20 protein-coding genes are annotated in these 22,943 nt (G+C 64.7%); 10 read left to right on the top strand and 10 right to left on the bottom strand.

Translation table 11 applies throughout. From position 1 onward, the window contains the following. Positions 1-10 precede the first annotated feature (10 nt). The 6 genes from ACVMB0_RS15445 to ACVMB0_RS15470 are packed head-to-tail and all read left to right on the top strand — an operon-like array spanning position 11 to position 5,829. Positions 11-1,021, top strand: a complete 1,011-nt coding sequence (locus ACVMB0_RS15445; RefSeq protein WP_461346805.1) for an NAD(P)H-dependent flavin oxidoreductase — start codon at positions 11-13, stop codon at positions 1,019-1,021. 11 nt (positions 1,022-1,032) lie between these two features. Continuing rightward, positions 1,033-1,806, top strand: a complete 774-nt coding sequence (locus tag ACVMB0_RS15450) for an enoyl-CoA hydratase-related protein (protein ID WP_461346806.1) — start codon at positions 1,033-1,035, stop codon at positions 1,804-1,806. A 40-nt stretch (positions 1,807-1,846) separates the two neighbouring features. Then, positions 1,847-3,007 (top strand): iron-containing alcohol dehydrogenase, encoded by a 1,161-nt coding sequence (locus tag ACVMB0_RS15455; RefSeq protein ID WP_461346807.1) that lies wholly within the window; start codon positions 1,847-1,849, stop codon positions 3,005-3,007. 25 nt (positions 3,008-3,032) lie between these two features. Further along, complete coding sequence (locus ACVMB0_RS15460) at positions 3,033-3,839, top strand: glutathione S-transferase (RefSeq protein WP_456750036.1); 807 nt, start codon at positions 3,033-3,035, stop codon at positions 3,837-3,839. Between the two features lie 33 nt (positions 3,840-3,872). Then, positions 3,873-4,574, top strand: a complete 702-nt coding sequence (locus tag ACVMB0_RS15465; protein ID WP_461346808.1) for an SDR family NAD(P)-dependent oxidoreductase — start codon at positions 3,873-3,875, stop codon at positions 4,572-4,574. 52 nt (positions 4,575-4,626) lie between these two features. After that, entirely contained in the window at positions 4,627-5,829 is a 1,203-nt protein-coding gene (locus ACVMB0_RS15470; RefSeq protein ID WP_461346809.1) for an ABC transporter substrate-binding protein, read from the top strand. 100 nt (positions 5,830-5,929) lie between these two features. Here the strand turns inward: ACVMB0_RS15470 and ACVMB0_RS15475 are convergent, their stop codons facing one another. Together ACVMB0_RS15475 and ACVMB0_RS15480 are read right to left on the bottom strand one after the other, a co-directional pair. Continuing rightward, the gene (locus ACVMB0_RS15475) at positions 5,930-7,489 is read right to left on the bottom strand and encodes a glucosamine inositolphosphorylceramide transferase family protein (protein ID WP_461346810.1); all 1,560 of its coding nucleotides are present in this window, start codon (positions 7,487-7,489) and stop codon (positions 5,930-5,932) included. A 12-nt stretch (positions 7,490-7,501) separates the two neighbouring features. Then, a complete protein-coding gene (locus ACVMB0_RS15480; protein WP_461346811.1) occupies positions 7,502-8,827 on the bottom strand; it encodes a glycosyltransferase family 4 protein in 1,326 nt (441 codons plus the stop codon). Between the two features lie 74 nt (positions 8,828-8,901). On the opposite strand from ACVMB0_RS15480, the gene ACVMB0_RS15485 reads away from it, so the two are divergent. After that, positions 8,902-9,147, top strand: coding sequence for a hypothetical protein (locus ACVMB0_RS15485; protein ID WP_456750031.1), 246 nt, complete (start codon positions 8,902-8,904; stop codon positions 9,145-9,147). Between the two features lie 17 nt (positions 9,148-9,164). On the opposite strand, the gene ACVMB0_RS15490 is transcribed toward ACVMB0_RS15485, so the two are convergent. Continuing rightward, positions 9,165-10,511 carry a lipopolysaccharide biosynthesis protein gene (locus ACVMB0_RS15490; protein ID WP_461346812.1) on the bottom strand — a complete coding sequence of 449 codons (1,347 nt, stop codon included), beginning with the start codon at positions 10,509-10,511 and terminating at the stop codon, positions 9,165-9,167. Between the two features lie 510 nt (positions 10,512-11,021). Here ACVMB0_RS15490 and ACVMB0_RS15495 point away from each other — a divergent pair. Then, positions 11,022-12,209 carry an FAD-dependent monooxygenase gene (locus ACVMB0_RS15495; RefSeq protein WP_461346813.1) on the top strand — a complete coding sequence of 396 codons (1,188 nt, stop codon included), beginning with the start codon at positions 11,022-11,024 and terminating at the stop codon, positions 12,207-12,209. 26 nt (positions 12,210-12,235) lie between these two features. On the opposite strand, the gene ACVMB0_RS15500 is transcribed toward ACVMB0_RS15495, so the two are convergent. Then, positions 12,236-13,366: a GNAT family N-acetyltransferase gene (locus tag ACVMB0_RS15500; RefSeq protein ID WP_461346814.1), complete on the bottom strand. Its 1,131-nt coding sequence runs from the start codon at positions 13,364-13,366 to the stop codon at positions 12,236-12,238. A gap of 500 nt (positions 13,367-13,866) precedes the next feature. Between ACVMB0_RS15500 and ACVMB0_RS15505 the strand changes: the two genes are divergently transcribed. Further along, a complete protein-coding gene (locus tag ACVMB0_RS15505) occupies positions 13,867-14,679 on the top strand; it encodes a WecB/TagA/CpsF family glycosyltransferase (protein WP_456750027.1) in 813 nt (270 codons plus the stop codon). Positions 14,680-14,701: 22 nt separating this feature from the next. On the opposite strand, the gene ACVMB0_RS15510 is transcribed toward ACVMB0_RS15505, so the two are convergent. Then, positions 14,702-15,913: an amidohydrolase family protein gene (locus ACVMB0_RS15510; protein ID WP_461346815.1), complete on the bottom strand. Its 1,212-nt coding sequence runs from the start codon at positions 15,911-15,913 to the stop codon at positions 14,702-14,704. 133 nt (positions 15,914-16,046) lie between these two features. Here ACVMB0_RS15510 and ACVMB0_RS15515 point away from each other — a divergent pair, with 133 nt between their 5' ends. Next, complete coding sequence (locus ACVMB0_RS15515) at positions 16,047-17,333, top strand: MFS transporter (protein WP_461346816.1); 1,287 nt, start codon at positions 16,047-16,049, stop codon at positions 17,331-17,333. A gap of 68 nt (positions 17,334-17,401) precedes the next feature. Here the strand turns inward: ACVMB0_RS15515 and ACVMB0_RS15520 are convergent, their stop codons facing one another. The 5 genes from ACVMB0_RS15520 to clpB form a co-directional block, all read right to left on the bottom strand. Continuing rightward, positions 17,402-17,593 carry a hypothetical protein gene (locus ACVMB0_RS15520; protein WP_461346817.1) on the bottom strand — a complete coding sequence of 64 codons (192 nt, stop codon included), beginning with the start codon at positions 17,591-17,593 and terminating at the stop codon, positions 17,402-17,404. Positions 17,594-17,674: 81 nt separating this feature from the next. Beyond that, positions 17,675-18,490, bottom strand: a complete 816-nt coding sequence (locus ACVMB0_RS15525; RefSeq protein ID WP_461346818.1) for a family 1 encapsulin nanocompartment shell protein — start codon at positions 18,488-18,490, stop codon at positions 17,675-17,677. Beyond that, on the bottom strand, positions 18,483-19,541 hold the full coding sequence (locus ACVMB0_RS15530) for a Dyp-type peroxidase (RefSeq protein ID WP_461346819.1): 1,059 nt from the start codon (positions 19,539-19,541) through the stop codon (positions 18,483-18,485). The genes ACVMB0_RS15525 and ACVMB0_RS15530 overlap by 8 nt, the downstream gene beginning before the upstream one ends. Before the next feature lie 120 nt (positions 19,542-19,661). After that, the gene (locus tag ACVMB0_RS15535) at positions 19,662-19,928 is read right to left on the bottom strand and encodes a DUF2171 domain-containing protein (protein ID WP_461346820.1); all 267 of its coding nucleotides are present in this window, start codon (positions 19,926-19,928) and stop codon (positions 19,662-19,664) included. A gap of 88 nt (positions 19,929-20,016) precedes the next feature. Continuing rightward, the gene (gene clpB / locus ACVMB0_RS15540; protein ID WP_456750020.1) at positions 20,017-22,629 is read right to left on the bottom strand and encodes an ATP-dependent chaperone ClpB; all 2,613 of its coding nucleotides are present in this window, start codon (positions 22,627-22,629) and stop codon (positions 20,017-20,019) included. Positions 22,630-22,943: the final 314 nt, after the last annotated feature.

A 22,943-nucleotide genomic window follows, 5' to 3' on the forward strand; every position in this document is an offset into this window, starting at 1 on the left:
GGAGAACATTGTGAAGACAGCAATCACTGAACTGTTCGGTATCCAACATCCGATCATCCAGGGCGGCATGCATTATGTCGGCTTCGCAGAGATGGCGGCGGCCGTGTCTAACGCCGGTGGCCTCGGTATCATCACCGGCCTGACCCAGAGGACGCCGGAACTGCTGGCCAAGGAGATCGCGCGCTGCCGGGACATGACGGACAAGCCGATCGGCGTGAACCTGACCTTCCTGCCGAGCTTCACTGCGCCGCCCTATCCCGAATATATCGCCGCGATCCGCGAGGGCGGCGTCAAGGCGGTGGAGACCGCGGGCCGCAGCCCGGAGCAGTACATGCCGGCGCTGAAGGCGGCCGGCATCAAGGTGATCCACAAATGCACCTCGGTGCGGCATTCGCTGAAGGCCGAGAAGATCGGCTGCGACGCGGTCAGCGTCGACGGCTTCGAGTGCGGCGGCCATCCCGGCGAGGATGACATTCCGAACATGATCCTGCTGCCGCGCGCGGCGGACGAGCTGACAATCCCGTTCGTCGCCTCGGGCGGCATGGCGGATGCGCGCAGCCTCGTCGCCGCGCTGTCGATGGGCGCGTCCGGCATGAACATGGGAACGCGCTTCATCGCGACCAAGGAAGCGCCGGTCCATCCCAACGTGAAGCAGGCGCTGCTCGATGCCGACGAGCTTGATACCCGTCTGGTCATGCGCGCGCTGCGCAACACCGAGCGGGTGCTGAAGAACAAGGGCGTCGACGAGCTGCTCGAGATCGAGCGCGAGAAGGGCGCCAAGCTCAAGATCGAGGACATCCACGAGCAGGTCGCCGGCGTCTACCCGAAGGTGATGATCGAGGGCGATATGGATGCCGGCGCCTGGAGCTGCGGCATGGTGGTCGGCCTGATCCACGACATCCCGACGGTCAAGGAGCTGATCGACCGCATCATGACCGAGGCCGAAGCGATCATCCGGCAGCGGCTGACCGGCTTCCTCGATGGCAAGTTCGAGACCAGGCCGGCCCGCGCGGCCGCTTAAGGGAGATTGCCATGACCGAGCATGTTCAAATCGAAATCGCCGCCGGCGTCATGACGCTGACCTTGCGGCGGCCCGAGAAGAAGAACGCGTTGACCGGCGCCATGTATGACGCGATGTCGAACGCGCTGAAGCAGGCCGAGGCCGATCCGTCCGTCCGCGTGATCCTGTTCCAGGGCGATGGCGACAGTTTCACCGCGGGCAATGACCTCGCCGATTTCGCCAGCCAGGCGCGCGGCGAGAGCGCGGTCAACAGCCCGGCGCATCGCTTCATCGAGACCATCAGCAAGGTCGGCAAGCCGCTGGTCGCAGCAGTACAGGGCAATGCGGTCGGCGTCGGCACCACCATGCTGTTGCATTGCGACCTGATCTATCTCGCCGAGAATGCCCGGCTGATCACGCCGTTCGTCAATCTGGCGCTGGTGCCGGAGGCGGCATCGAGCTGGCTGCTACCCTTGCGGATCGGGCACGCGCGCGCCTATGCGATGTTCGCGCTCGGCGAGCCGATGGATGCACCGGGCGCGCTGGCATCCGGTCTCGCCAATGCCGTGGTGCCGCAGGCCGAGTTGCGCAAGAAAGCGCATGACGCCGCAGTCGCGCTGACCAAGCGGCCTGCGGGTTCGCTCAGCCTGACCAAGCAGCTGATGCGCGAGCAGCAGCGCATCGCGGCGCAGATCGCCGCCGAGAGTGCGCTGTTCAAGGAACGTCTGACGACACCCGAGGCGCGCGAGGCCTTTGCCGCCTTCGCCGAACGCCGCCAGCCCGATTTTACCAAGCTGTCGGCCTGACCGGCAGCGCCCGTCACGGATACATCGAGGGAGTGAAAGCATGCACGTCACCGGCAGCCATCAATACCCCAGCATGGAGACCGTGATCTACGGCAAGCCGGCGGCCGAGGCGCTGCGCGAGGAGGCCGAACGGCTGGGCGCAAAGCGCGTCTATCTGATCGTGAGCCGGACGCTGAACACCACGACCGACGAGATCGAGAAGATCCGCAAAGGTCTCGGCGATCGTCATGCGGCGACCTTCGACGGCGTGCCGCAGCACACGACCAGGGACGTGGTGACGCAGATCGCGCGGCAGGCAGCGGAGGCCAAGGCCGACCTCGTCGTCGCGATCGGCGGCGGCTCGGTGGTCGATGCGGCGAAGATCGTGCTGATGTGCATCGAGCACGAGATCTTCGCGCCCGCAGGGCTCGACGGCTTCGAGACCACGCCGGATCGCCGCTTCGGTGCGTTCCGCAACCCGAAAGTCCGCATGATCGCGATCCCGAGTACGCTCTCGGGCGGCGAGTACAATTCCGGCGCGCTGGTCACCGACACCAGCCGCAAGCTGAAGCAGATCTTCAACCATCCGATGATGATGCCGCGCAGCATCATCCTCGACCCCGCGATCACGAAGTACACGCCGGAGAAGCTCTGGCTCGGTTCCGGCACGCGCGCGATGGATCACGGCATCGAGGCGATCTGCTCGAGCCGTCCCAACGTGCTGGTCGATGCGGTGTGCCGGCAGGGGCTGAGCTACCTGTACGACGGCCTGCTGCGCACCAAGGAAAATCCCGGCGACGAGGCGGCGCGGCTGAGCTGTCAGCTCGGCTCCTGGCTGTCCGCCTTCGGATTGCAGTCGCGGGTGCCGATGGGCGCGAGCCACGCCATCGGCCATGTGCTCGGCGGCACCTGCGACGTGCCGCATTATTTCTGCACGGCTGTCATGATGCCGAGCGTGCTGCGCTACAACCGCCCGGCGACCGAAGTGGCCCAGCAATCGATCGCCGCTGCGCTCGGTGCGCCCGGCCGCGACGCCGGCGAAGCGTTCGCGGCGTTCATCGCCGAGCTCGGCCTGCCGCGGCGGCTCGCCGATGTCGGCGTCGGCGAGGACCGCTTCGAGCTGATCGGCAAGAATGCGATGCTGTCGATCTTTACCCGTGCCAATCCGCAGCCGATCCGCGAGCCCGGTGACGTCGTGAAGATTCTGAAGCTGGCGGCCTGACGCAGCAGCACCCGGAGCAGCCACCATGGCCGCCTTGCGCATCTTCTCTTATCTGCCGAACCCGCGGGTGTGGAAGGCGACCATCGCGGCGCGGTTCTGCGGCGTCGACGTCGAGGTCAGGGGCGCATCCGGCAAGGAGTTGCGCGACTGGTTATGGGATTACGATGCCCGTCCGCTGGCTGAGCAGGAGCGCGCCGAGTTCGCCTCGCTGGCGCGGACCGGCCGGGTCGGGCTGACCGGCGCGCAGCTGTTCAAGACCGACGCGTTCATGGCAACGCAGCCGTTCGGCAACGTGCCGGCGGCGTTCGGCGCTGACGGCAAGGTCGGCATCTTCGAATCGAACAGCATCATGCGCGCGGTGGCGCGGCTTGGAGAAGCGAAGTTTCCGCTCTACGGGCATGACGCCTATGAGGCGTCGCGGATCGACAGCTTTCTCGATGTCAGCCTGGTATTCGCGCGGGACTCGCAGATCTATCTGCTGGCGCTGTCGGGCGGCACGGTCGATGCGGCGATTCATGCGCGCGCGAAGGATGCGTTCGCGATCTATGCCTCCGGGATCGAGCAGGCACTGTCGGCCCAGCGAGAGACGCTGGTCGGTGACGGAATTTCGATGGCCGACATCTGCTTTGCCGCCGAGCTCGCGTTGTTCATGAATGAGCATGCGCGGACCGAGCAACTGGGCAAGCAAGGCTTGGGGAAAATCCTGCATCCGGGCGTACGGGATGAATATCCGCTGACGTTCGCGCACTTTGCCCGGCTGGTCGACCACGCGCATTTCAGACCGGAGCTCAAGCCTTACGTCGAGAAGCTGCTGTCGAAGGCCGCCGCCTGACAGGCGTTGGCCGCAACGCGGAGGACTGATCGCATGAGCGCGCCCGTCTGTCTGATATCCGGTGTCGGTCCCGGCACCGGATCGGCGCTCGCCCGGAGGTTCGCAGAGGGAGGCTATCGCGTCGCGCTGCTTGCCAGGAACGAGGAGCGTCTTGCTGCGCTCGCGCAGCAGCTACCCGGCGCCAGGGCCTATCGTTGCGATGTGTCCGATCCCGCGCAGGTCGAGACGGTCGCGTCTGCCGTGGAACGCGATCTCGGCAGCCCCGGCGTCGTGATCCACAACGCTGTCGGCGGCGCGTTCGGCACGTTCCGCGAGATCGATCCCGAAATTCTCAATCGCAACTTCCAGGTCAATACGATGGGCCTGCTGTACCTGGCGCGACGCTTTGCGCCGGCGATGATCGGCGCAGGCAAGGGCGCCATCGTCGCCACCGGCAACACCTCGGCGTTGCGCGGCAAGGCCGGCTTCGCGGGGTTCGCGCCGACCAAGGCGGCGCAGCGCATTCTCGCCGAAGCGATGGCGCGCGATTTGGGACCGCAGGGCGTCCACGTCGCGTATCTCGTGATCGATGCGGTGATCGATCTCGAGTGGACCCGGAAACGCTGGCCGGACCGGCCGGACGATTTCTTCATCAAGCCCCGGGCGATCGCGGACGAGGTCTGGCACGTCGCCCATCAGGATCGCAGCGCGTGGTCGTTCAATGTCGAGATCAGGCCGTTCGGCGAGGCCTGGTAGGTGCGACGATCGCCAGCGAAAATTCAATTCATAAACCTTCAAGGGGAGTTCGATGTTGTTGAAGACATTTTTCGTATCGATTGCCGCGTTCGCGGCGCTTGCCACGGCGCCGGTCCGCGCCGAATCGCCGGGGGTTTCGGAGTCGGAAATCAAGGTCGGGGCGACATTCCCGTTCAGCGGTCCGGCATCCCCGCTCAGCAACACCGGCAGGGGCCTGATCGCCTATGTCCATTCCATCAATGACCGCGGCGGCATCAATGGCCGCAAGATCAACCTCATCACCTATGACGATGCCTATACGCCGCCCAAGGCGGTAGAGCAGACCCGCAAGCTGATCGAGAGTGACGAGGTGGCGTTCCTGTTCAGCCCGCTCGGCACGCCCGGGGTCGGGGCGACCATCAAATACGTCACCGCGAAGAAGGTGCCGCATCTGTTCGTGGTGAGCGGCGCCACCAAATTCGCCAACTTCAGCGAGTTTCCGCTGACCACCACCGGATTGCCGAGCTACAACACCGAAGGCAAGATCTACGCAAGACACATCGCGCGGACGGCGCCCGATGCGAAGATCGCGATCCTCTACCAGAACGATGATCTCGGCCGCGATTTCGTCGCCGCGTTCAAGGAGGTGCTGAAAGGTGATTTCGAGACCAAGGTGGTGACCTCTCCCTATGAGGTCACCGAACCCACCATCGAATCCCGCGTGGTCACGCTGAAGGCGTCGGGCGCCCAGGCGTTCCTGATCGCCGGCACGCCGAAATTCGCGGCGCAGGCGATCAAGAAGGCGAACGAGATCGGCTGGTCGCCGCTCACCATCGTCAACTACGTGTCGAGTTCGATCTCTGCCACCATCATGCCGGCGGGAGCCGACAAGGCGGTGGGCGTCGTCGTGGCGACCATCGCGAAGGATCCGAACGACAAGAAGTGGGCCGACGATCCCGGCATCAAATGGTATCGCGCCCATTTCGAGAAGTATCTTCCGGGCGCCGATATCGGCGACAGCAATTATCTGTTCGGCACCCAGCAGGGCCAGATCCTGGAGCAGGTGCTGAAGCAATGCGGCGACGACTTGTCGCGCGAGAACATCGTCAAGCAGGCGCGCAGCATCAAGGGGTTGGTGCTGCCGACCTTGATGCCGGGCATCACCGTCAACACCGGTCCCGACAACAGCATGGCGTACACGCAGTTGCAGTTGCAGCGCTGGACCGGAAGCTCATGGGAGCAGTTCGGCGGCGTGCTGAGCGCCGACACGAACTGAGCGCGTGCGGCGCAGCGCTCTAGCTTCTTTTGAGGGTGATCTTTTCGGAAACCCGCTTCGCACTTTGCGCTAACGCGACCCTCCCGGTCCGGATCATGCGCTAGTGCAGCCGTCGCGCGATCGGTTTCGCCAGCGCGCTGTGCCAATCCGATCGCGGCGGGCGGCTGTCGCTCGACCGCAGGCCGGCCAACAAGGCCGCGGTCTTCGGCTGAACCCGCGAGCCGTCGATCACCTCGAGCTGGCCGCAGCGGTTGAGCGTGTGCAGCTTGCGTCCGGTCCACAACGGCCCGGGCTTGAGCAGGTGTCGCACGGCCTGCCGGTACGTCGTCGGCGACAGTTCGAGCACTTCGGCAAGCCCGAGCGCCGTGCCGTAGCCGTTGCTGCAGTTCTGCACCGGCCGCCACAACCTGCCATTGACGGTCGCGAAGTTGCCGGCCGGCCGCGTGGTCGCGCGATCCATCAGGATCGGATTCGCCGCATGCGGCTGCCAGGGGCCGAACAAATGCTCGGCGTAGTAGATCGCCAGCGTGTCGGAATATCCGCCGGTGCCGTCGCGCCAGGCGCCGAACATGTAGTGCAGGCCGTTGTGCCGCGTGATGGTCACGTCAGCCAGTTCGAGCCCGGAGAGCAGCGTGGAGTGCCGTTCCCATTTGTCCGGAAAGCGGATGCACTTGTAGAGTGGAACGTCGCGATGCGCGGTGCTCTCCGGGATCATCCAGAGTTCGCCGTCGCTCTCGATCAGGAACGGGTAGGACAGATGCCACGGCTCTTCCAGCACGGGCAGCGGCTTGCCGACCGGGCCGTTGCCGTCGAATTCGACCGCGGAGATGATGCCCTTGCCGATCCGGTGCTCGAGGTCTTCGAAGAAGACGAAGGTCCGGCCCTGCCATTTCACCGGGAAGGGATCCGCATAGAAGCGGTTGCCGGGATCGCCGAGCACATTCCAGGACGGACCCGACAGATCGCCGGTGCGCCAGACATCCGCGTTCTCGGCGTAGCGCCAACCGACATGCCAGTGCGGCGCGTAGCAGCAGAGGCGATAGATTTCCTTTGTGATCGAGGTCGCCACCCCCCGCAGGACGAAGGGCGCGGGATTTGGCGCTGTGCCGCCGGTCGTCGGAGCGGCCAGCTGCGGCACCAGCCGCGGCGCGCCCGACAGGATCGGCGGCAGCATCGATAGCGTCCGGGTCATCACCGTTTCCAGCCCGCCGCTCAGGCCGGCCGCGATTTCCGCCGAGGGATGGCCGCGGTCCATGACCGTGCCGTTGCGCTCGTCGACGATTTCGATCACCGGCAGATCGCCGCCGAGAATGGCCGCGAGCGCGGCATCTTCTCCGGCGCGTCCGTTGAACCGTGGACGGAGGTAGAGCCGGGCGGCGCAGTTCGGATCGCGCTCGGCCGCGGTGAAGTCGACCACCACGTCGGGCTTGCCTGCGCGCGGCCGCTCCGGGATCGTTTTCAACCTGTCGGCGCCGCCGGCCTTGCCCTTGCGCAGAACGATGCGCTCCAGCTCGAACAGTGCGTCGAGGCCCGCAGGTCGCGGGCCCGCCGTCGTGATCCAGGCGATTTGAACGGGAATATCCTGATCGTTGACGCGCAGCGACTCACGGCGCATCCAGAGCCGCGCCTGCTCACGATCGCAGCGAAACTCGATAATCATGGCCAGCCCAATCTAGTGCGCATCAGCTCCCACGGCATTGCCGAGAATGCGGACGTATTCCTCTATCATGGCATCCAACGAATAGCGCGACTTGAGGCCCACGGCGCTTTGCCGCAGCTGGTTGCTCAACAAACGGTCGGTCAGGACTTTCGACACGGCAGCCGCAAACTCGGCATCGTTCGCGGCATCAACGAACACAGCGGCAGGCCGTCCCTGATACGACAGCACCTCGCGCAGCACGGGAAGATCGTTGACGACGCAGGGAATGCCTGCGCTCGCGGCTTCCACTGCCGCAAGACCGAAGGTCTCGGCCTGCGAGGGGAAGACGAAGACGTCGAGGCAGGCCAGGAAATCGGCCATCTGGCGCGGCGGGATCTCACCGATGAAGTGCAGCCGGTCCGAGACATCAAGTTCATCGGCCAGCGCACGCAGCCGGTCCCCATCCGCGCCCTGGCCGGCGAGGGCAAGGTGCCAGGACGGGTCGGCAGCCAGCAGGCGAATGGCCGCATCGAGCCGTTTGTGCGGATGCAACCTCGCAGCGCAGCCGAGCAGGATACGATCCGGCGGCAGCTCGAACCGCTGCCGCGCAATATCCTTTGGCAGGCTGTGCGACTTGTCGTCGAAGCCATGCGGGACGTGCTGCATCCGCGAGCGATAGCGCGCGGGATAGCGGGCGTATTCCCGCTCCATGTCGCGCGAATTCAGCGTGATGCACTGGAAGAAGCCGGTCGAGCCCATGATGATGTCGGCGGCGCGCACCGGCATGCTCATCGACAGCGCTGAGGAAACCTGGTTGGCGACGACCGGAGCGCGGCTGACCAGGCGCGATACGCCGCCGCCGATCACATTGCCGAAATGCTGAAAGGTCAGGACGGCGTCGGGCCTGATGCTCCTGAGATGACCGGCGAGCGTCCACAGCATGCGCAGCAGCGCCACCGGGTTTCCCGGACGGCTCGGCGCGCAATAATACGTGTTGGGCGGCTCATCGAACGAATCCGACTTGCGGAAGAAGAACAGGTTGGTGACGTGATAGCCGCGTGCGGTGAGGCCGGTACCGAGCAGCCGGGATATCTCCTGCGCGCCGGCGTTCTCGGCCTGGGTCTGCACCAGGACAACGCGCAGCTTCGGCTGGCTCTGGCTCGGCCGATCGCGCGATGCGCTCGATGCCTCGCGCAGGTCTGTGCTCAGTTCCGGACTCAGGTCTGTACTTGGCGTGTAATGGAGCACGGATTCCTCACCCGTCGAGGGAGCGGATTGGTCTCCCCCATTTTTGCGCGCGTATTTATCACGCGAAGCGTGCTCGTGCACCGAGTAGCGCGTGGTGAGGTTACTGCTCATTTAGTGCGATCAGACATTGCCAGCAATCGAGAGCCATTGTTTCACACACAGAGTACAGCCGGCTCGTTAACTAATTGGTTACGGCCGCGCAGGGAGAGGGTAACCGCAGGTTAACCATAGATATTACCTCGGACCGGGTGGCTCATGCCGATCTCGTCATCCTGGCTCGCGAGGGCGCGGCCAACGCGGCCGCGATCGGCAAGGCACGGGCCGATCTGGCGAGGTTTGGTTCTGTTCCCACCGCGCTTGTCGTCAATCGTGTGGTGGACAATGCCGCCGTTCGCGGTCCTCAGGGCAAAGCCCTGGGCTTCGCAAGCTGAAGGCGGTTTGGGGAAGTCTAGTCGTTGCTATCCGCAACGCGGACCGTGTAGGTGCCAGCCTTCGACGACGACAGTTGCGACAGCACCAGAACGGACGGGTCGACGCCGGTCCGCCGGCGACACAGCACATTGAGCGCGATGGTGACGAGCACCAGGGAAACCGTCGCCGAGATCGCCGCACCGAGCACGCCGAGCCAGGGGATCAGCACGACAAATCCCACCAGCCGCAACGCCACGTTGGCAGCGACGACCGGAACATAATCGCTCTCATGCCCCGTCAACTGAAGAACCGCGGCCGACGGCCCGCCTGCCGCCTGGAACGCCGTTCCGATTGCGAGCACGATCAATACCCACTGCTGCGCAGCGAAGTGCGGCCCGAACAGGCCGAGAAGGTAGGGAGCGCCAACCCAGGCGATGACGAGCCCGCTGAAAACGCAGAGCGCGGTGACCTCGGCCATCAGCTTCAGCGTATGCTCGAGCTCACGGTGATTCTTGCTGAAATACAGCGAGGGAAGCCGACGCGCGCCGAATGTGTAGAGCGCAGCCGAGAGCATCGCGAAGATGTTCGCCAGGCGCGAAGCGGCGAAATAGACGCCAGCGGTTGCCGGATCCAGCATCCAGTAGACCAGGATGACGTCGAAATACTGGTTTGCCGCTTCGAGAATGGATGCGAGCCAGAAGCGAAACGCACTCCGGTTCCAGCGTGAACTCTCGAAGCGGGCCGTGACCGAACGCAGGTTCGGCAGCACGCGTACGATCGACACGATCTGCACGATCAGTCCCACGGCCATTGCGGCCGTCATCGCGGCGAACAGTTCGGCTGGAGTGAGCTGCCGGTGACCGAACAGCGCCGCAATCAGGACCAGGACAACGGCAACGCGCCAGAAGAATTCCCGATTGCCTTCGCCCATCAGGATGCTGACCAGGGATCGCGCGATCTGGCTGCCGAGCATCAGCCCGGCATTGACGGCGGTGAACGCCGAGATCGAGAGGATCAGCAGCCACCATTCGCCGCGAATGCTTGCTACGGCTGCGATCGCCACGATCGAAATCAGCATCCCGATCGCGGAGTTCTTCAAGCTCGACAGCAGCACGCCCTTGGTGAACGCGGCCTGACCGCGGACCTCGTATTCATTGAGGAAGCGAACCAGAAGCAGCTCTTGGCCGACCAGGCCCACCACCGAAGCGATCTGGGCGACAGAGAGCAAGGTCGCAAAGCTGCCAAACGCGTCGGGCGTCATCGCCCGCGCGGCCAGCGAGAACAACGCGAACGCAAGTCCGCCGCTGCCAACCTTGAGCAGGATGGTCCCGGCAACGCCGCGCGTGACGTCGCGCCGCAACAATTGGAGAACGGAAGCAATCACCAGAGAGTTCTCAATATCCAGACAGGCCGTTGACCGTAGCAATCGGTGAAGTCAGGAGTGTTAACGTTTTCTTGCTAAAATTCCGTTCCCTCCGGCTGGCCTGCGGGTGCCGCGTAGCTGCGAACCTGGTAGCTGCGAACCTGACCGATACGATACTGCTCCATTCTGGAACGCTGCTGACTGCGCTGTCTCCAAACGGCGCAGATCGGATTTTTCTCCGGCGCTCGGTCCAGCGGCACGGATCGCGCCGGCCGAGGCCAGGTTTGTGCAGCAAAAGCATTCGTCGAAGCTCCACGGCCCTGCAACTGCCCCGCGATTCTGCTGCGGAGCCTCAAAGGATCAGTTTCAGCACCGCTCCCGGTGCAAGCGGTGTGCCGAAAGCCTGCCGATCGCGCTTCGGTCGCTCTCGTTAACCTCAACGATCGAAGGCGGCCGGTTCGTTCGACAAGGCAGCCAGGCCAGGCAAGGAAATTGCAATTCTGCGGCCAATTCGCCGTGGGAGCGGACATTATGATTGCTGAGGCTGACATCGTCGAAACGGACGTCGCCATTGTGGGCGCCGGTTTGGCAGGCTCGCTCGCGAGAGCCGTCCTCGCCCGAGCCGGGTACCGGGTCGTCCTGATCGACAAGCGCTCGATCCCGCCGGATGAATTCCGTGTCGAGAAGATCGCGGGACGGCAGGTCGATATCTTCCGCCGCCTGGGCTTCATCGACGACGTCGAGGAGGTCGCCACGCCATACGACCGGGTGCTCAACATCCGGGGCGGCAGACTGGTCGATATCGGTGTCGGCCGGTCCTACGGGGTTTCCTATGCCGACCTCGTCAACATGGCCCGCGACCTGACGCCTGATGCGTCGACCTTTCTGCTCGACCAGGTCACCAATGTCAGCTGCAGCGCGGACCGCCAGCAGCTGACGCTGGCCTCCGGCAAGCGCGTCGTCTCTCGGCTGGTCATTCTGGCCACCGGCATGGCGAGCGCACTCGGCTACAATCTCGGAATGCGCCGGCAGGTGATCGCCGCGCGCCACTCGGTGACGTTCGGATTCATGATCGCGCGGCCGGATCATGCTCCGTTCGGCTTCGACGCGCTGACCTGCTACGGCAAGGAGGCGGCCGACGGCGTCGACTATCTCAGCCTGTTTCCGATGTCAGGCGGCATGCGGGCGAACCTGTTCATGTTCCGCGATCCGACCGACCCGATCATGCGCGAATTGCGTCGCGACACCAGGAGAACGCTGCTCCGTCTGATGCCGGGTCTGGAGCGCTACCTCGGTGATTTCCAGATCGTCGGCCAGGTGCAGAATTGGGTCATGGACCTGTCCGTGACCGAGGGCCATCTGCAACCGGGCGTCGTGCTGATCGGCGATGCGTTCCAGACCAACTGTCCGGCCGCTGGTACCGGCGTGAGCCGCCTGCTGGTGGATGTCGAGCGTCTTTGCACCGAATATGTGCCGCGCTGGCTCGAGACCGACGGCATGGGCCCGGAGAAGATCGCGCAATTCTACGCCGATCGGGACAAGCTCGCCGCCGACCGCCACTCGCTGCAATCGGCACGCTTCCGCCAGGCCCTGACCTCCAGCACCGACGTGCGCTGGGCCATGCAGCGGAAGCTGCACTTCCTGCGCCGCATGATCACGCATCGGGTGGACCGGATTCATCCGGGATGGGTCATGCGCGTCCGCGGTGCGCTTCGCTAGGCGACGACAAAGTCCGTCTAAGCGGCTTACCGCGTGCCGGTCGAGGTACGGATCGGCCTGATATCGGCCATCCGCTTGGCGGCCTGCTTGATCCAGGGCGCCTGCTTGAGGGTAAACAACGCAAGCGAGCCGGCCGCGCTGCCGGCTTGCGTCACGACCGACATCGGTGTGGGTTGTCCCCCGAACTGCTTCTTGTAGGGTTCGTCACCGATGGTGAAATCGAGCACGCGATCGCCGCGCTCGATGCAATCCCGGGCGACCCGTTCGAACATCAGCGCGCCGATCGACTGGCTCTTGTACCCCTCGATGTCGAACGCCGTCATCACGACGAGGAGGCTATCGCGGTGGGTCAGCCCGAGGGCGGCCGCGACGACGTTGCCGTCCATCTTCATGGCATAGAGCCGGGTGAACGAGCCCATGCCGCGGAGCGCGACGTCGGAGTAGAAGTCGAAATATTCCGGACGCTGCAGCAGGTCGCCGTCACCCTGTTCGTGAAACCGCGGACCGCGGAACCTGCGCATCGTCTCCATCGCTTCGCCGACGGAAGCGCTGTCGTCGCAGCATGCGAAGGTGAGCGTCCCCTTCTTCTGGATCTGGCGCCATTTCTTCGCCAGTTCCTTCAGGTAGGACTTCCCGAGCGCGTTGATCTGCCATTGCTCGAACGGCGCGACCAGCACCGTCGCATAGGCGTTGGTGTCCATCAGGCTGCGGTGAGGTGCCCCGAGCAAATTCTCGATCGGCATCCTTGCATCGAGCAGTTTGGGTACGCGCAGCAGATCGAACGGCCGCACCAGCTGTCGAATCCGCTCGCAGGCCGCCTGATCCTGCAACAGCTCGGCAAATGTCGCGGTGCTGCAGACCGGCGACAAATAATCGGACACGCGAAGATCGGCGAATTCGATCGTGCGCATCGGCCCGCGCCGCATGCGTAGCATCGGCAGCACGGCTGCGAGTGCCTTGCTTGCGCGACGACGGACGACGACGACCAGTGGCTTCGCCGCGGCCGGAGCAGCGAGCTTGCGATAAAGACTGTCCAGCCACAGCGGATGCTGGAAGGCGGTCGCGTCCGACCATTCAAACAATTCCGCATATTCTTCGGATAAGAAGTCGAATGCGTCGTCGATGCTGACATCGAACGCGTCATCATTCTTATTCATGTGAGACCAAACAAAACGAAAGTTTTCAAAGCGCCGATCAAGCCGACGCGGCGTTGTTATAGCAAAGGCCGATCGGCTCGGGCAGCGGCAGAATATGATTTGTATTAATGTAATTCATCGACCTTTGCATAGTGTTGCTGGTCGAGCGTCCCTTGGCTAGATCAGTCGCGAACGCTGCCGTCCTGCTGCCGCGCGAGCATCGTTAACAATCTACTTACGGTTCGAGCCGAATCCGGGTGCGACGAGATATCACGCGTGGTCTGGACCGGATATTGCAGTTGAGGGCAAGTAAGTTCTGGAGCCCCGCTGAAATGCTGAGTCACTGCCAAAAAGCCCGTGTTTCCTACGCAATTTCGTCCTCGCAGACCGATCGCGAGTGGCCTCGGCGTCTCAATTCGGACATGGCTGCTCCGCCTGTCCGGATTTGCAACACTTCGCGTGGCGAGCCTGTGTCCGCCGCGAGCGCGCCGGGATCGTCGATGCCCGACGGGGCAACCGGCATGCCAGAGCGTCGCGTCAATCCGATCGGCAGGGCTGCGACCGCCGGCGTTCCGCGGGAAACCATCGGCGGGCTGCGGCTCGCCGTGCTCGATCGCGAGCAGACCGCCGACTTCATGGTCGAGGCGGTGCATCCGAACCGGCGGGTCAATCGCCCGCTGTATTTGACCTCGGCCAATGGCGAGGTGCTGTCGCGCTGCTCGACCGAGCCGATGACCGATCGGCTGTTCCGCGCCGCCGACCTCATCAACGCCGACGGGCAGCCGCTCGTCATGGTGTCCAGGCTGCGCTCGTCGAAGCCGCTTCCCGAGCGCGTCGCGACCACGGATTTGTTCCATGACGTCGCATGCAGAGCTGAGAAACTCGGGCTGACGTTCTACCTGTTCGGCGCCAACGAGGCCGAGAACAAGGCGGCCATTGCCAATGTCCGCCGCGCGTATCCGGGGCTCAAGATCGTCGGACATTCGCACGGTTATCTGCGCGGCGATGCGCTGCGGGACAAGGTCGACGAGATCAACGCCCTGGCGCCGGATTTCCTCTGGGTCGCGCTCGGCGTGCCCTATGAGCAGGCCTTCGTCGACGAATTCATGCCGCGGCTCGGCAACGTCGGCGTCATCAAGACTTCGGGCGGATTGTTCAACTTCCTGTCCGGCTCGCGGCCGCGCGCGCCGAGATGGATGCAGATCGTCGGCCTCGAATGGGCCTGGCGGGTTTGGCTCGAGCCGCGCCGGCTGTTCTGGCGTTACCTAACGACCAATCCGCACGCGCTCTATCTGCTGTTCAACCGGACCCGGTCGTCGTCCCCCAAAGACTGAAGTCCGCGCGACGGCGGCGGCCTCAGGACCGATCGGCGTCCTTGACGACGCGATTGTCGCGCGCCACCAGGACTCCGCCCTTGTAGACGGAACGCCCGGAGGGCCGCGCGACCACGGCCTCCTGGATGTGCACGGCGTTCAAGGTGACGAAATCGGCTTTCGCGCCGACATGGAGGCCGTAGCCGTCAAGTCGCAGCGCCTTGGCACCGGCCGCGGTGACCATGTCGAACGCGATCGCGAGCTCCTCGTCGGTGTAGAAGCCCGAGCGGTATCCGATCATCATGGCGCGGCCCAGCATGTCGCCATCGCCATAGGGCCACCAGGAGTCGCGGATGTTGTCGTTGCCGCTGAACACCGTGACGCCGGCTTTCCTGAGCGTGGCGACAGGCGGGAACGGCCGCGCCCCCGGCGCATTGGTCATGATCGCGACGCCCGAGCGCGCCAGGCTGTCGGCGGTCTTCTTCAGCGCATCGGCAGGGATATCGCCGAGCCCGTAGGCGTGGCTGACCGCGACGCGGCCCTCCATGCCGAGCGCGCGCGTCCGTGCCGCGATCTGCTCCACCTCGAAGGCGCCGAGCATGCCGCCATCATGGAGATGGATGTCGACATCGACGCCGTGCTTCTGCGCGACGCCGAACACGACGTCGAGATGCCCTTCGACATTGCGGTCGAAGCTCGCGGGATCGAGGCCGCCGACGGCATTGGCGCCGAGCTTGACGGCCTCGTCGAGCAATTGCGGCGTGCCGGGACTGCTGAGGATGCCGCTCTGCGGAAACGCGACGAGCTGGATATCGATCAGACGGCGGTAGTCGTCGCGCACCTTGAGGATGGTCTCGAGCGATTTCAGGCCCACCGAGCCGTCGACCATGACGTGGCTGCGCATCTGTGTCGAGCCATGCCCGATGCAGAGATCGAGCTGGTTCCGCGCCCGCACGTCCATCGGGGCAGCGGCCGCGAGGTTCTCGGCCTGGAACGCAACCCGTTCGTGAACGTCGAATCCATTGGTGCAGGGGCGGTGCGGCCGCCAGGTATCTCCGTAGAAGCTGGTGTCGAGATGGATGTGACCCTCGACGAAGCCGGGTACGACCAGCGCATTGCCGAGATCGACGATGTCGACCCCGGACGGGCGCGCGGCGTTCGCTTCGATCGCAGCGATGCGGCCGTCACGAACCAGCATATCGCGGCGCATGCCGTCACCGAGCCTGGCATTGATGAAGAGCTTGTCAGCCGGCATCGGATCTGTCCTCCCGCTGATTGTGTCACATGCAGATCGCGCGGCGTGCCATGCCTCAACTCGACCATGCCTTGCCTAACATGAGCAGAGGAATAATACTCGCATCGAACGGCCAGACAAGGAACCGAGAGCGTTGCCGGAGATTGCGAGCAGGGAATTCGATGTCAAGCGCGCAGCCTTTGCCGCGACCATCGGCAATATGCTGGAGTTCTACGACTTCATCACCTACAGCTTCTTTGCGACCGAGATCGGGCGCACCTTCTTTCCCGCGCACAGCGAATACGGCAGCCTGATGCTGTCGCTGGCGACCTTCGGCGCCGGTTTCCTGACGCGGCCGATCGGCGGCATCGTGCTCGGGATCTTCTCCGACCGGGTCGGCCGACGGCCGGCGATGCTGCTGAGTTTCGCGCTGATGGGCGGCGCCATCCTGACCATCGCGCTGACCCCGTCCTATGCCGCGATCGGCATCGTGGCGCCCGTTATCGTGATCCTGGCGCGGATGGTGCAGGGATTCGCGCTCGGCGGCGAGGTTGGCCCGACCACGGCCTATCTGATCGAGATCGCAGCGCCCAGAAATCGCGGCCTGGTGGTGGCCTGGCAGCCCGCCAGCCAGGAGATCGCGGCCACGGCCGGCGCCCTGGTCGGCGTCATCCTGAGCAGCACGATGCCGCCCGACATGCTCGAGGCTTACGGATGGCGCGTCGCATTCCTGCTCGGCGCGGTCTGCCTGCCGTTCGGCATCTGGATGCGTCGCACACTGCCGGAAACGGTCTCGCATGGCGAACATGTCGCCGGGCACGTCGAACGCTCAAGTCACGTCGCACTGGCACGCCGGCACCTTCGCGTGATCGCGCTGGCCGTGATGATCCTGGCCAGCGGCACGATCTCGACCTATGTGACGCAATACATGACGACATACGCCAAGAACACGCTGCATGTGTCGCCGTCGCTGGCGTTCACCGTGTCGCTGGTCAGCAATGGGTTGCAGATCATCGGCGCCGTGCTCGGCGGCTGGCTGGCCGATCGGCTCGGACGCAAGCCGATCATGATCTGGCCGCAGCTCGTCGTGCTGGTGCTGACCTATCCGGCCTTCCTGTGGATCGTGCGCGACCCCGGCGCCTGGTCGCTCTTGTTCGGCTTCGGCGTCCTGTCGTTCATCGGCTCGCTGCCGTTCACGGCCTTCTATGCCGCCTTCACAGAAGCCTTGCCGCAGAACATCCGCGGCGGCGTGTTCGCCACGATCTACGCGATCGCGATCGCGACGTTCGGCGGCACCGCGCAGCTCGTGGTCACGTGGCTGCTGCACGTGACGGGCGATCCGCTGGCGCCGTCCTGGTATCTGCTGCTCGCGGCCGCGGTCGGGATCGTGGCGATGAGCCTGATGCCGGAGACCGCGCCGGTGAAGGCAGGCGAGAAGTAGAGCGTTTTCGAGCGAAGCGGATCCCGGTTCGCGTGAAGGACACGCGTCAAGACAAAACGCCGGCGCGCTCAATCCATGTCGCGGAAGGCGTGGCCGTTGGCCTCGATCTCCTTCACGAGCTGTGGCGGCAGATTGGCCTGCCCGAAGGTGCCGTCGAACACCCAATCCTTGGCATCGGCAAGATCGGGCAGACCGGCGCCCTTGCGAACGTAGAGACCGACCGAGGCCTTCTTCGGATTGATATAGAGATCGTAGCCCATTGCGCGCCTCCTCTCCGTTGAAGCTAGGCGGAAGCTCCGGCCGCGGTCGGAGACTTCCTGGAAGAGTGAACGCCGGAAAGATCAGGCGGGTTTCTTCGCCTCCGGCGCAAGCACCACCGATGCCTCGCTGGTCAGCATCAGGAAGGTCATGGTCTCCTGGAAATACAGCTGGACCGATGTCGCAGAGTGGCTGAGATAGCCGATCGACAGGTCCTGGCCGATCGAGAGCTGGAAATCGCCGCCGCGGGTGGTCAGCAGGACCCCGCCCTCGATCGCGGGCGCCCAGACGATCTTGCCGTCGACCAGGCGCTGGATGTGCTGCAGCACAGGGTAGCCGTCGTCGGTCGCGCCGCCGATTGCGGTATAGGCCTCGGTGCCGAGCAGCAGCGTGTAGGGACCGTTGACGCCGGCGAGCCGCAGCTGGCTCACCGCCTGCGCGACCACATTGGGGTAATTCTTGATGCTCGCCGGCAGCGTCAGCACCGGGTTGCTGCTGCCCTGACGGATGCCCTGAATGCCGGCAGCGGTGTAGCCGTCGAACACCGCGCGATCCTCGGCGAACGCGATTTTTCGCGCGGCGTCCTTGAGCGGGTCCCAGTCGGAATCATTTGCACCGCGCTCGACATCGTCGATCGCCTGACGCGACAGCTCGAACGGCACGCGCAGCTCGACCAGCGCGCGAACGTCGCGCTGCGTCGCCTCGACCCCGTCGCCCGGCGTCGCGATTTTCTTCAGATGGCCGGTGCCCACGGCAGAGAAATCCGTGCCCTTCGGGCCATCGACGTCGACGACACGGCGCGCCGCCAGATGGCGCTTCAACGTGCGCGCGGCTTCCTCTTCGATCTGGGCCCATGCCGCGTCCGAAATGGGGGCCAATCCCCGATGCAGGTTATTCATGTCCAGCGTCTCCTTTCAGCGAGCCGATACCAAGTGAGCCTTCGGCCGGCGGTCGTGTCGGTGCGGGTGCGTCGGCCGCGGCGTCATCCGGCGGCGGCTCGGCGGGCGAGGCGACGGGCGCGGTGTTCGCGGCATCCTCAAGGAAGGTGGCCGACGGAACGAAGTACAGCGTCCCGGTCACGGCGCGGCTGAAGTCGAGCAGGCGGTCGTAATTGCCCGGCGGCCTGCCGACGAACATGTTCTCCAGCATCTGCTCAATCCGGTGCGGGGACTTCGCATAGCCGATGAAATAGGTGCCGAACTCGCCCTTGCTGACGCTGCCGAACGGCATGTTGTCGCGGACGATGTCGAGCTCTTCGCCGTTCTCGACGATCGTCGTCAGGGCGTTGTGCGCGTAGCTCGGCTTCGCCGCATCGTCGAGCTCGATGTCGGACAGTTTTTTGCGGCCAATGATCTTTTCCTGCATTTCGACCGGCAGCTCGTTCCACTTCTTCAGATCGTGCAGGTATTTTTGTACGATCACATAGCTGCCGCCGGCGAACGCAGCGTCCTCGGCGCCGATGATGGTGGCCTCCAGCGCGGCCTGGTCTTCCGGATTCTCGGTGCCGTCGACAAAGCCGAGCAGGTCGCGCTCGTCAAAATATTTGAAGCCGTGCACCTCGTCCGAGGTGGCAACCGCATCGCCGAGCCGCGACATGATCTGGGTCGCGAGCTCGAAGCACAAATCCATCGGCACGGCGCGGATGTGGAACAGCAGGTCGCCGGGCGTCGCGACCGCGTGGTGGACGCCGTTGATCTCGCGGAACGGATGCAGACCCTGCGGCTTCGGCGCGCCGAACAGCCGGTCCCATGCCTCCGAGCCGATGCCCATGACGCAGGACAGCCGGCCTTCGAGATCGCGGAAGCCCACGGCGCGTACCAGCGCGGCCACATCGGCGCACAGCGACCGCACCACCGCATCATATTCCGGATCGGGCTTGATCGTGACCGCAAGGAAGATGGCCGCGCGCGTCAGCTTCGCAGCGACCGGTTGCGGAACGGCTGATGGCACGCAAGTCTCCTCAACTCAAACGGCACGTCGCGACGACGAAAGGCGGGCCGGACGCCGGATCGGCGTCCAGATGCAGGGCAGAGGAGCATGCCATCGGAACCTTTACAAGGGCCCGGATCGCTAGGCTTCCGCGGACGGACCAACCGGCTTGCCGGACTTCTCTTCCTCGAGGGTTACTGCAATCGAGGCATTGGCCGAGAGCCGGACTTTGGAGCCTTCGACACCGGCGACGAAGCCGAGCTCGATATAGTGGTGATGGCCCTTATGCAAGCTGTCGCTCTCGCTTTTCTTGAGCTTGATGCGGTTGCCTTCGACGCGATCGACGGTGCCGACATGCACGCCGTCGGCGCCGATGACCTCCATGTTGTCCTTGATGTTCTGCGTCATGGCGCTCTCCCTGTTGAAGGTCAGCTTGCATATGATGCGCCCAGACGATGCGACGATGACACCGCGTCGTCGGCCATTCCGGCCTGTCTCACACCGGTTCGAATTCGTCCGCCGCCGCGTTCTCGGGCTTCTTGCCGTTGAAGGTGAGGCCGGCCTTGGTCGCGGAGAGTTTGACCTGCGAGCCGTCTCGCACCTCGCCGGCGAGGATCATTTCGGCGAGCGGATCCTGCACGCTGCGCTGGATCACCCGCTTCAGCGGGCGGGCGCCATAGGCCGGGTCCCAGCCTTTCTCCGCCAGCCAGTCGCGCGCCTTGGGCTCGAGCTCGAGATCGATCTTGCGATCCTCCAGCAGCCTGCGCAGCCGCGAGAACTGGATCTCGACGATGCGGCCCATGTCGCTCTTCTGCAGCCGATGGAACAGGATGATCTCGTCGATGCGGTTGAGGAACTCGGGGCGGAAATGCGCTCGCACCATGTTCATCACCTGCTCGCGCACCGCGCTCGTGCTCTGGCCTTCCGGCTGGTTGACGAGATACTCCGCGCCGATGTTCGAGGTCATGATGATCAGCGTGTTGCGGAAATCGACGGTGCGGCCCTGGCCGTCGGTCAAGCGGCCGTCGTCGAGCACTTGCAGCAGCACGTTGAAGACATCGGGGTGCGCCTTCTCGATCTCGTCGAACAGCACCACCTGGTAGGGCCGCCGCCGCACGGCTTCGGTCAGCGCGCCGCCCTCGTCATAGCCGACATAGCCGGGCGGCGCGCCGATCAGCCGCGAAACCGAGTGCTTCTCCATGTATTCGGACATGTCGAGCCGGATCATCGCGGTCTCGTCGTCGAACAGATATTCGGCGAGCGCCTTGGCGAGCTCGGTCTTGCCGACGCCGGTGGGCCCCAAGAACATGAACGAGCCGATCGGCCGGTTCGGATCCTGCAATCCGGCGCGGGCACGACGCACCGCGGTCGACACCGCGCGCACCGCCTCGGCCTGGCCGACGACGCGCTTGCCGAGCATCTCCTCCATGCGCAGCAGCTTGTCCTTCTCGCCCTCCAGCATCTTGTCGACCGGCACGCCGGTCCAGCGCGAGACTACCTGAGCGATATTGTCGGCGGTCACGGTCTCGCTGGCGGACGAGGTCTCGCTGGCTTCGACCGCCGCGAGCTTCTTCTCCAGTTCCGGGATCCGGCCATAGGCCAGTTCGCCGGCCTTCTGGAATTCGCCCTTGCGCTGCGCATTGGCAAGCTCGGTGCGCAGCTGCTCGAGCTCCCCCTTCATCTTCTGTGCATCGGAGAGCTTGCTCTTCTCGGAGCGCCATTTCGACGTCATATCCGCCGACTTCTTCTCCAGCTCGACCAGATCCTTCTCGAGTGTCTGCAATCGGCTCTTGGAGCCGAGATCGGTCTCCTTCTTCAGCGCCTCCTGCTCGATCTTAAGGCGGATGATCTCGCGGTCGAGCGAGTCGAGGTCTTCGGGCTTGGAATCGACCTGCATCTTCAGCCGGGCCGCCGCCTCGTCCATCAGGTCGATGGCCTTGTCGGGCAGGAAACGGTCGGTGATGTAGCGGTTCGACAGCGTCGCGGCGGCGACCAGCGCCGAATCCGCGATGCGCACGCCGTGATGCTGCTCGTACTTGTCCTTCAGGCCACGCAGGATCGAGATGGTGTCCTCGACCGTGGGTTCGGAGACGAACACCGGCTGGAACCGCCTTGCCAGCGCCGGGTCCTTCTCGACATGCTTGCGGTATTCGTCGAGCGTGGTGGCGCCGATGCAATGCAGTTCGCCGCGCGCGAGCGCGGGCTTCAACAGGTTCGATGCGTCCATCGCGCCGTCGCCCTTGCCGGCGCCGATCAGGGTGTGCATCTCGTCGATGAACAGGATGATGCCGCCTTCGGCCGACGTCACCTCCTGCAGCACCGCCTTGAGCCGTTCCTCGAATTCGCCGCGATATTTCGCGCCGGCAATCAGCGCACCGAGATCGAGCGCGAGCAGCGCCTTGTCCTGCAGGCTTTCCGGCACGTCGCCATTGACAATGCGCAGCGCCAGGCCTTCGACGATCGCGGTCTTGCCGACACCGGGCTCGCCGATCAAGACGGGATTGTTCTTGGTGCGGCGTGACAGCACCTGGATGGTGCGGCGGATCTCCTCGTCGCGGCCGATCACGGGATCGAGCTTGCCGTCGCGCGCGGCCTGGGTGAGGTCGCGGGCATATTTCTTCAGCGCATCATAGGCATTCTCGGCCGATGCGCTGTCGGCGGTGCGGCCCTTGCGCAGCGCGTTGATCGCCGCATTCAGGTTCTGCGGATTGACGCCGCCCTTGGCGAGCAGCTTGCCGGCGTCGCTGTCCTTGTCGGCGGCGAGCGCCTGCAGCAGGCGTTCGACCGAGACGAAACTGTCGCCGGCCTTGTCGGCGGCCTGTTCCGCCGCGGCGAAGGCGCGCGCGGTCTCGGGCGCCAGGTAGATTTGACCGGAACCGGCGCCGCTGACCTTCGGCACCTTCGCCAGCGCCTCTTCGGTCGCCTTCAGGATCGCGCGCGAGTTGCCGCCGGCGCGGTCGATCAGGCCGGCCGCGAGGCCTTCGGGATCATCGAGCAGCACTTTCAGGATATGGAGCGTCGAGAACTGCTGGTGTCCTTCGCGCATCGCCAGCGATTGCGCCGACTGAATGAAGCCGCGCACGCGATCGGTATATTTTTCTATGTTCATCGTGGCACCTCAAGGCAACGCGGGCTCATCGAGATCTCGTCATGCCACCGCACGCGCATCGTGTGGTCGTTTCAGCGGAGTGTCAATTGCCCGGCGCGGCCGCCGGAATGCTGCGCCTAAGCTCTTGCGCCGGCAGGTGTTCGTCTCTGGCGCTCGGCCGGGCGCACTGCCACGGACGCACCGTCAGACCCGGCGCCCCGCATCGCGCCGACGGCGGTCCGCTGCTCGCCATTGCGTGCGATCGATGATGCAGCTGCGCGTGGCGATGTTCCATTGAATCGCACGTCACGACGCCACTGCACACTCTGAACTGT

It is taken from the genome of Bradyrhizobium sp. USDA 4451, from assembly GCF_054822585.1.

Coding starts and splice junctions, on each gene's coding strand:
- ACVMB0_RS15535 (WP_461346820.1), bottom strand. CDS start 19,928: ATGACGCAGAACATCAAGGACAACATGGAGGTCATCGGCGCCGACGGC.
- ACVMB0_RS15455 (WP_461346807.1), top strand. CDS start 1,847: ATGCACGTCACCGGCAGCCATCAATACCCCAGCATGGAGACCGTGATC.
- ACVMB0_RS15505 (WP_456750027.1), top strand. CDS start 13,867: ATGCCAGAGCGTCGCGTCAATCCGATCGGCAGGGCTGCGACCGCCGGC.
- ACVMB0_RS15520 (WP_461346817.1), bottom strand. CDS start 17,593: ATGGGCTACGATCTCTATATCAATCCGAAGAAGGCCTCGGTCGGTCTC.
- ACVMB0_RS15495 (WP_461346813.1), top strand. CDS start 11,022: ATGATTGCTGAGGCTGACATCGTCGAAACGGACGTCGCCATTGTGGGC.
- ACVMB0_RS15525 (WP_461346818.1), bottom strand. CDS start 18,490: ATGAATAACCTGCATCGGGGATTGGCCCCCATTTCGGACGCGGCATGG.
- ACVMB0_RS15460 (WP_456750036.1), top strand. CDS start 3,033: ATGGCCGCCTTGCGCATCTTCTCTTATCTGCCGAACCCGCGGGTGTGG.
- ACVMB0_RS15475 (WP_461346810.1), bottom strand. CDS start 7,489: ATGATTATCGAGTTTCGCTGCGATCGTGAGCAGGCGCGGCTCTGGATG.
- ACVMB0_RS15465 (WP_461346808.1), top strand. CDS start 3,873: ATGAGCGCGCCCGTCTGTCTGATATCCGGTGTCGGTCCCGGCACCGGA.
- ACVMB0_RS15510 (WP_461346815.1), bottom strand. CDS start 15,913: ATGCCGGCTGACAAGCTCTTCATCAATGCCAGGCTCGGTGACGGCATG.
- ACVMB0_RS15450 (WP_461346806.1), top strand. CDS start 1,033: ATGACCGAGCATGTTCAAATCGAAATCGCCGCCGGCGTCATGACGCTG.
- clpB (WP_456750020.1), bottom strand. CDS start 22,629: ATGAACATAGAAAAATATACCGATCGCGTGCGCGGCTTCATTCAGTCG.
- ACVMB0_RS15480 (WP_461346811.1), bottom strand. CDS start 8,827: ATGAGCAGTAACCTCACCACGCGCTACTCGGTGCACGAGCACGCTTCG.
- ACVMB0_RS15470 (WP_461346809.1), top strand. CDS start 4,627: ATGTTGTTGAAGACATTTTTCGTATCGATTGCCGCGTTCGCGGCGCTT.
- ACVMB0_RS15500 (WP_461346814.1), bottom strand. CDS start 13,366: ATGAATAAGAATGATGACGCGTTCGATGTCAGCATCGACGACGCATTC.